This is a genomic window from Xenorhabdus sp. TS4, assembly GCF_014467265.1.
Taxonomy (GTDB): Bacteria; Pseudomonadota; Gammaproteobacteria; order Enterobacterales; family Enterobacteriaceae; genus Xenorhabdus; species Xenorhabdus ehlersii.
Map to the genome: position 1 here is coordinate 1 of NZ_NKHQ01000106.1, position 7414 is coordinate 7414.

Genomic DNA, 7414 nt, shown 5'->3' on the forward strand with positions numbered 1-7414 from the left:
AAAACTAAGCGTCAGAAAGCAGGATGGGATAATAGTTACATGCTGAAAGTCCTCACGGTGGGTTTTACGTCAGTATAATTTAGACCCGTTTGCCCTGAGCAATATAGCCAATGCTATTGAACCTTAGGTTCAAGTAGACTAATATCACCTCAAGGAATATTTATCAATGAGCTAAATATTGAATCTTTTGGTGAGGGGGACGGTATGCCGTTACATCTTGAAAGTATAGATAAAGTTGCTGCTGATTTCAGTCACCTTAATGAGTCTGAGCGCAATCGTGCTCTGTATGATGTTCTTAATCCATTGGCTAACGAGATAGTAAAGGACGTTGACGAACTGATTCTACCTCCGGGATATCGACTAATTAGGGTTGATAACAGGTTAACATTAGGTAGAACTCATTTTGAATTGGCTTTGCTATGCGATATCACTAATGAAGTGGTTTATTATAATAAAGTGATAATAACCAATGACGTAGAGCTAAATTGTAGACCCGTATCACAAGTATTGATTTGGCGCACGAAAAAACCTACGCACAACGCTGCGCTAATTGGCTTAGCTTCAAAAATATTCTTCCATTACCTGATTAAAAGCTATGACGTTGTAGCTTCTGATGTAAATCAAACAACTGAGGGTATGTCATTCTGGCAAGCTAGAATGTATGAAGCATTACAATATAGATTGTATGTCTACGGCTACGACGTAATGAGTGGTGAGGTTAGACAAATATCTAATGAAGATGAAGTAGGCTACTGTCAGTCTTGGTTATGGGGTAATGCAGAACATTACATGAATAGGCTAGCCATAATATCGAGAATAGCTCTCCCGAATAACTAACTAACCCGCTTCGGCGGGTTTTTCATTTCTAAGGCCGCTTAACTGCAGTTTTTTTACGTCCAAAAATGAGGTGCCTATGTTTGGAGTGCCAGACCTGCCCAAAATGCCCGATATACCGAACTGGAAGGGGATCCCCAGCGCCGCACTGGACGCAGGGATTAGCCTAGGCGGTGCTGCATTGATAAATACGCTGTTCGGCAACCATTGGGGAATATTCAACCAATACGGAATTCCCCTTCTGCTTGCTGATAACGTGATATCACTGCAATACCAGAACCAGTATCGGGTTGTGAGTGCGCCGATAGCAAACGGTTCATTTGCTACGTACAACAAAGTTAGCGAAACAGGCTGAATGTTGCGTGTCAGCGTAACGGAAGGAAAACGACTTTGGGAAGGCTGAGATAGCGGTTGTTTTACGGGAGTCGCGCATCCCGTCAGTATGACCGCCATTAAGCCGATTAACGCGTTTATTTTCATGCCAGATAGGTTCCTGCTCAGTCGTAAAATAATCCTGACTATGCAAGGAACCCGGTGATGTATTCAATGAACAACTCAACTGTGTTTGCTGAAAATAAAGGTGTCGTAACAGAGAATAACGGATAAACCCTGAACCGGTATTATCGTATTGAATGTCATAGATAATAACAGAGTATTATCCAGCAAACGATTTGCGTGCTTTTCGCTCAATCAAATTACCCTGGCGGTCAAAATAACGGCTGGGCCAGATTTCAGACGGCGCCAGCTCCAAACGGGTAGCGATGATAAACTCCCCTTTGGGCCATGGGCGGGATAAGGTATTTGCCAGTGTAGAAGAACTGAGTCCCGATTCACGGGATAAAGCGGCGAGTGTCGTACCACGCTTGCGTAATGCACAAATAATTTCGGCTGGGTGCCAGTCTTGTTGAGTGTGAGTCATACCTGCTTCCCCTTCTGTTGATTATTGATGGTGGTGGTTCAGACAGGGATTCTCAGGTACCGGAGATCAACCAATCCGGCGAGGCCGAAGCCTCCCCCGCCTGAACCGCCATAGAAGGTGCGATAGCAGGCACACTGGTAGAAATATCCTACCAGTGGGTTGATCTTACGAGGCCTGAGATTCCTCACTATCGGATTTTGCCGATAGCTTTTTTACTTTAACTGATTGAGTTATCGAATTCAATAATCGAACATGTAAGTTTAACAAGTAAATAAAATTATAGGATAATGTCTTCAGTTCAGATTTAAAGAATAAAAAAACCTGCCTATTTGCGCATCCTCTAAACAAGAGACTCAGCGTGGCAGGTGTACTTGAGCAAGATTATATCCCTCAAGCCGTCATCAGAAAAGTGTATAATAAGGCAAAATTGAGTCACATGGTGCTGAAAAGGCAAGATTATGAAACCAATAACTGATAATGACCACTTAAGCAGAATTAAGATAACAGGCTACAAATCTATCGCAAAATGTGATTTACAAATGGGAAGCCTGAATATCCTTATTGGGGCCAATGGTGCCGGAAAATCCAATTTCATCAGTTTCTTTCGTTTGTCCTCCGCCCTGCTCGATCAGCGCTTACAATCTCTTGTTGGTAAAATGGGGGGACCCGATACCCTCTTACACTTTGGTCGCAAAAAAACCGAATTTATGGGAGCCGAACTTTCTTTTGGCCACAATGGTTATAAATTTGAACTGGAACCGACTAATGATAACCGCATGATGTTTCGCCATGAATCACTCTTTTGTGACAGTAAAAGAGAATATGATATTGGTGCCGGACATTTTGAATCACAGGTTAATCATATGAACCTTGAAAATGACACCTTACCGACCCCGCTTCGTTGGCGGGTATATCATTTTCATGATACGAGTGACAGTGCCAAAGTTAAACAAACTTACCGTATTAGTGACAATGATTATCTGCGGGAAGATGGGGCTAATTTAGCGGCATTTCTGTATCGCCTGCAAAAAAATCACCAACAACATTACACACGCATTATCAAAGCCATCCAGATGGTCGCGCCGTTTTTTGGTGATTTTTATTTACGATCCACACCGGATAATGCCGACTACATTCAACTCGAATGGACAGAAAAAGATCAGGATATTCCTTTTAAAGCCAGTGAACTTTCTGATAGTACTTTGCGCTTTATTTTACTAACGACTGTGCTACTGCAACCCGAAGATTACATGCCCGATTCTATTATTATTGATGAACCTGAACTCGGACTCCATCCCTATGCCATCAATGTATTGGCCGGTTTGATTAAAAATGCCAGCAATAAACATCAACTGATTATTTCCACTCAGTCGGTCGAGCTGGTCAACCAGTTTGATGCTGATGACCTGATTGTGGTCGACAAACAACAAGGCGCCTCCACCTTTAAGCGCCTGGATAATGAAGCCCTGTCAGAATGGCTTGAAGACTATAGCCTGGGTGAATTATGGAAGAAAAACTTACTTGGCGGGAGGCCACAACGATGATCCGTATCAACGTTTTTGTTGAAGGGCAAACGGAAGAAACTTTCGTGCGGGATGTGCTGGCACCTTATTTTTTTGCACAACATATCTATCTGACACCCATATTATCCCAGACGAGTTCCAGCCAGAAAGGGGGGATCACGAGTTACGGCAAAGTAAAACACCAAATTACCCGCTTATGCCGACAAGATCCCGGTGCATTCGTCACCACACTTATCGACTACTATGGTCTGCTAACTGATTTCCCTGATTATAACGAACAACGGGATAATGCGGCTAACGAACGGGTCGTGAAGCTGGAGCAGGCTTTCGCTAATGATATCGGACAGGCTAATTTTATTCCCAATCTGTTATTGCATGAATTTGAAGCGTTACTATTTTGCCAACCCGAAAAATTTGCAGACTGGCTTGATGACCATGCACCAATTGCCGCACTACAGGCCATCAAAGATGAATTTGATACACCTGAAGATATCAATAACAGCCCGCAACCCTATTCGGGATATCGCTATTAAACGATATTGCGAACGCAAATACCCGCAAAAGATCGCTCGTGAATTATCAAGGCTGACTGGCTGTGATGTTCAGTGGGCTAGGAAACGTACTGTATGGTCAGAGGAGCTACTAGAAGAGGAAATGTATTACGCTATCAAGCGAGAAATTGGAAAAGAAAACTGCAAAACATATCACTAAATATAAATATTTTCTAAATTAACTTGATTTTGAGAAATTTAGATGTATATTTTGTGTTATGATCGGGTAGTAAAACCGAAAGCAGTTAAAGCCTCACTAACCCAGTGGGGCTTTTTGCTATCCACCCGTCGTAAATCCAACTCCTGCAAAAAATGCAGTAGTTCAAAATCCCGCAAGAATCTGGAATATTCAGAGGAATATTTCAATGGCGTGGCTTTTTTGTATTTTAGCCAAAGTAAACGACCCCTAAACGGGGTCGTTGGGTTATGGAATGAGTTGTTCTGGAGTACAGTTGTATAGCGCCGCCAGTTTTTCTCGTGTGCGCTTCTGTGGTCGATCTGATGCCTCCCACTGAGACACGGTTGATTGAGCTGTGTTGAGCTTTTCAGCTACATCGTACTGAGACAGCCCACGATAGATGCGCCAAGCTGCCAGAATAGAAACATCCTGGTCAACCATGATAGATACGACGCCGTTAGGCACGGTCACATCATCGTATTTTGACGGGGTGTATGGCACATCCTCCCAATCTCCCTTTGTGCTGAGAAGTTTTTCGTATTCAGCGACTGGCAGGACAACATATTGTGGTTTTCCTGTCTCATCGTTTATGTATTGCATTTTCATGTATTCATCCGGGTGGCTAAGAGTCGCGGTGAATTTAATAATGAGGAAATGGCGGGTTACCCCGCCTAGTATGTTGTTGATGTTCTCCGTTTGACTGCCGTTATCGAGCAGATAACCGGTTCGCCGTCAGTGATTTCGAAGATTATCCTGTATTCGCCAACCCATAGTCTGTACTGATTATCAAGGTCATGAAGCTTCCTAATATCCAGTGTCACTGCCGGGAAGGTTTCAAGTTGGTTAACCTTCTCACTGATAGCTTTCCGGTATCTGGTATCGATTGAAAGCAACTGTTTTCGTGCTTTCCTCGTCCATTGAACCGTAACCATCATTTCCTCATTTGTTAAAGAGCATATCCGTTTGGGATGATTAGATAATACGGTTTAAATCGTATTATGTCAACATAAATACGATTAAAATACGATGTTGTTTTCAGGGCTGCGCATAACCACTACAGTTGTATAGCGGCCTGCTATGTCAGCCGCTAATAGTAAGGTTATTCTGTTTTGGATTAGGTTTAGGTTGCGGTCGAGGTTTTGGCGGACTGTGTCCACCAAGAGTGGGTTTTATGTCAGGGGTTACGCATGAAAATATTTAGTGGATAATTCCTTCATTTTTAGAGGGGCGCAGATGAAAGAATGAGTGGAGGTCTTTTCTGATTTTCCAGATCCAAGTTGTCAGGGAAAGGTTAAACACCGTTTTATTGATATCTTAGTGATCGCGGTATGCGCTGTCATTGCCGGGGCTAACGCCTGGACCGATATTGAACAGTACGGCCAGCTAAAAAAGGATTGGCTGGGTTCATTTCTTCTGCTCAAAGGCGGTATTCCGTCACTGTTTTAGTTTATTAAATCCCGGCCTCTTTGAACGTCATTTTTATCAGTGGATTTCTCGTGACGTCTCTTCAGAAAAGCGAGCGATCATTGCGATTGATGGTAAAAGTTTACGCCATTCGTTTGATAAGAAAATTGAACAAAGCCCACTACATGTGGTGAGTGCATTCTCGGTTGAGAAAGGACTCAGTTTATGTCAGTGTGCAGTAGACGGAAAATCAAACGAAATTAAGGCCATCCCCGCATTATTATCGATGCTTTCATTGAAAGGACATCTCGTGATGATTGATGCGATGGGCTGCCAACGCACGATTGCTCAGCAATTACGTGAGAGTGAAGCCGATTATATTTTGTTGCTTAAAGGCAATCAGGGAAAAACTTTTTCGGAAGCTGTTAATTATTTTCAACAGCAACAGATAACCCAAAAACCTTACCTTAAACCTGACTATGATGAATTCGATGATAGTCATGGACGTACCGTCAGACGACGTGGATGGGTTCTGCCGCTGACATCAGAAACAAAATACCTAAGTGCTTGGCCAAATATTCAGGTCCTTCTGGTAACGGAAACGATACGGCAAGAACACTACTCTGACACGGTGACCTCTGATTTTCGTTATTATTTAAGTAGTTGTCATGATTCTCCCACCTTTCAACTAGGTGCCATAAGAAAACATTGGGCTATAGAGAATAGTTTACATTGGGTACTGGATGTCACTTTTCGAGAAGATGACTCACGGATGAGAGAGCGGATCGCCACAAGAGTATTTGCCCAATTACGTAAAATGGCACTCAATATCATTAAACGAGATACCAACAGTAAACTGAGTTTAAGTGCCCGAAGGAAATCAGCCGGGTGGGATAATGGCTATATGGAAGCGCTGCTATTTAATCAATTTTAGCCTACCAAAATTTCATGCGTAACCCCTGTGGGCCATATCGACATCCCAATCAGCGCGTTCCAGCAAATATTGAATCCCATCGGGGTACTTTCCCCCATCCATTCAGCCAGTTGACAGCTATTCTTACGTTCAACATCACTGAGCAATCCCCGAAGATAGGCGAGGCTGCGTTGTCGTGGGCCGGTAGAGTGAAATAAGGGAGCCAGACGGGCATGTAATGTCAGCAGTTCTTGTTCCCAGATTTTGGCAGGGGATGGCATGTGACACCGCCTTTTATTTAAGGAAGAAGAGCCCCATCCTGTCGTGCTGCTACACGTTCAGCTGCAGCTTTGTCCCTACTTGCTGCTATATCTCTTCCATTCTCCTGAAAGATCTGATCCCACTGGTGTTCGGTATAGTTATAACGGTACCTGCAGTCACAGCACCACCCACCGCAGCGGCTGTTGCAGCACTGGCTCCAGCGGCAGTAGCAGCACCTGCAGAATAGCCAGCAGCAGCAACAGTTACTCCTGCTCCTGCTGTGACGACAGCAACGGCGATAGCGATAGCAGCAGAAACAGCAGGATTTAAATGCTGGTCCTGATAATTCCAACTTTCATAAGCATCCTGCACTTCATTCCAATGCACATCCTGACGCTGATTTAATCCTTTTAACCAGGCTGTTTCAGGGGTATCGCCAAGAGCTGCTAATGCAGCTTGTAAAGACTGGCCTTTCTGTGTTTTGATGTCAGCATTGATTCCATTTGCGGCATCAATCGTTAACTTTCCGCCAATATGAACAGAAGGCAGTACCCATGTTTCTGCACTATAGCCACTATTCCCATTCTGAATAAAAAACCCTTTAGATTGGCTAATAGTTTGTTCAAAAGCGCTATCTTTAACGGCTTTAAAGTTTACCTTGCCGTGAGTACTCGTCAGAGTTGCATTGTTATTTGTTTCAATCTTACTGGCTTCATAAGTACTATCATCGTGGGTTATGACTACAATTTATTGATAGTGATGAATGTTCAGATAATATCCTATAACTCTGTCATGCATTTCTATGGATTTTGAAAAAGATAATGTTTTTCG

Annotated in this window: 10 protein-coding genes and 2 pseudogenes; 5 read left to right on the forward strand and 7 right to left on the reverse strand. The window is 43.3% G+C overall.

Going from position 1 to position 7414, the window contains the following annotated elements; translation table 11 throughout:
* Positions 1–204 precede the first annotated feature (204 nt).
* Positions 205–837, forward strand: coding sequence for a hypothetical protein (locus Xets_RS19410; protein WP_099134146.1), 633 nt, complete (start codon positions 205–207; stop codon positions 835–837).
* On the opposite strand, the gene Xets_RS19415 is transcribed toward Xets_RS19410, so the two are convergent.
* Positions 838–1314 (reverse strand): hypothetical protein, encoded by a 477-nt coding sequence (locus Xets_RS19415; RefSeq protein ID WP_187652381.1) that lies wholly within the window; start codon positions 1312–1314, stop codon positions 838–840.
* 175 nt (positions 1315–1489) lie between these two features.
* A complete protein-coding gene (locus Xets_RS19420) occupies positions 1490–1753 on the reverse strand; it encodes a helix-turn-helix transcriptional regulator (protein ID WP_120211303.1) in 264 nt (87 codons plus the stop codon).
* A gap of 458 nt (positions 1754–2211) precedes the next feature.
* Between Xets_RS19420 and Xets_RS19425 the strand changes: the two genes are divergently transcribed.
* Positions 2212–3297 (forward strand): AAA family ATPase, encoded by a 1086-nt coding sequence (locus tag Xets_RS19425; RefSeq protein ID WP_187652382.1) that lies wholly within the window; start codon positions 2212–2214, stop codon positions 3295–3297.
* Positions 3294–3785 (forward strand): annotated as a pseudogene (locus Xets_RS19430) (DUF4276 family protein); the annotation flags it as partial. The gene Xets_RS19425 and the pseudogene Xets_RS19430, both read left to right, overlap by 4 nt.
* Before the next feature lie 466 nt (positions 3786–4251).
* Here Xets_RS19430 and Xets_RS19435 read toward each other — a convergent pair.
* Together Xets_RS19435 and Xets_RS19440 are read right to left on the reverse strand one after the other, a co-directional pair.
* On the reverse strand, positions 4252–4611 hold the full coding sequence (locus tag Xets_RS19435; protein ID WP_099134075.1) for a helix-turn-helix domain-containing protein: 360 nt from the start codon (positions 4609–4611) through the stop codon (positions 4252–4254).
* Between the two features lie 65 nt (positions 4612–4676).
* Positions 4677–4937 (reverse strand): type II toxin-antitoxin system RelE/ParE family toxin, encoded by a 261-nt coding sequence (locus tag Xets_RS19440; RefSeq protein ID WP_099134076.1) that lies wholly within the window; start codon positions 4935–4937, stop codon positions 4677–4679.
* A 313-nt stretch (positions 4938–5250) separates the two neighbouring features.
* On the opposite strand from Xets_RS19440, the gene Xets_RS22665 reads away from it, so the two are divergent.
* Both Xets_RS22665 and Xets_RS19445 read left to right on the forward strand, forming a co-directional pair.
* Positions 5251–5451 carry a transposase family protein gene (locus Xets_RS22665; RefSeq protein WP_208638551.1) on the forward strand — a complete coding sequence of 67 codons (201 nt, stop codon included), beginning with the start codon at positions 5251–5253 and terminating at the stop codon, positions 5449–5451.
* A complete protein-coding gene (locus Xets_RS19445; RefSeq protein WP_208638563.1) occupies positions 5399–6343 on the forward strand; it encodes an ISAs1 family transposase in 945 nt (314 codons plus the stop codon). The genes Xets_RS22665 and Xets_RS19445 overlap by 53 nt, the downstream gene beginning before the upstream one ends.
* A 15-nt stretch (positions 6344–6358) precedes the next feature.
* On the opposite strand, the pseudogene Xets_RS19450 reads toward Xets_RS19445, so the two are convergent.
* From Xets_RS19450 to Xets_RS19460, 3 genes and pseudogenes are all read right to left on the reverse strand, one after another.
* Positions 6359–6603: pseudogene (locus Xets_RS19450) on the reverse strand (transposase); the annotation flags it as partial.
* An 85-nt stretch (positions 6604–6688) separates the two neighbouring features.
* The gene (locus Xets_RS28800) at positions 6689–6970 is read right to left on the reverse strand and encodes a hypothetical protein (protein WP_187652383.1); all 282 of its coding nucleotides are present in this window, start codon (positions 6968–6970) and stop codon (positions 6689–6691) included.
* A gap of 360 nt (positions 6971–7330) precedes the next feature.
* Positions 7331–7414 (reverse strand): IS1 family transposase (locus tag Xets_RS19460; RefSeq protein ID WP_222941595.1); only part of this gene is annotated, 84 nt, incomplete at its 5' end.